General features: G+C 65.3%; 1 protein-coding gene. It reads left to right on the top strand.

Annotation, left to right across the window (positions count from 1 at the left end):
* Positions 1-366: ABC transporter substrate-binding protein (locus KUM44_RS36060; RefSeq protein WP_217213984.1), on the top strand; the 366-nt coding region annotated here is incomplete at both ends.

Raw genomic sequence — 366 nt, 5'->3', positions numbered from 1 at the left:
AACCTGCGGATCATCTCCGGTTCGGCCTCGGGCGGCGTGAAGCTCGTCGTCAACCCGGAGAAGATCAAGTCCCTGAAGGACGTCAAGGGCAAGAAGATCGCCACCCCGCAGCTCGGCAACACCCAGGACGTGGCGCTGCTCAACTGGATCTCCGAACAGGGCTGGAAGGTCGACGCGGAGAGCGGCAAGGGCGACGTGTCCGTCGTCCGCACGGACAACAAGATCACGCCCGACGCCTACAAGTCCGGCTCGATCGACGGCGCGTGGGTGCCGGAGCCGACCGCGTCCAAGCTGGTCTCGGAGGGCGCCAAGGTGCTCCTCGACGAGGCCGACCTGTGGCCCGACAAGAAGTTCGTGATCACGAAC

The organism is Streptomyces sp. AC550_RSS872 (assembly GCF_019049285.1).
GTDB lineage: Bacteria > Actinomycetota > Actinomycetes > Streptomycetales > Streptomycetaceae > Streptomyces.
The sequence above is the reverse complement of the archived record's forward strand: the minus strand, read 5'-3'. Positions and strand labels throughout refer to the sequence as shown.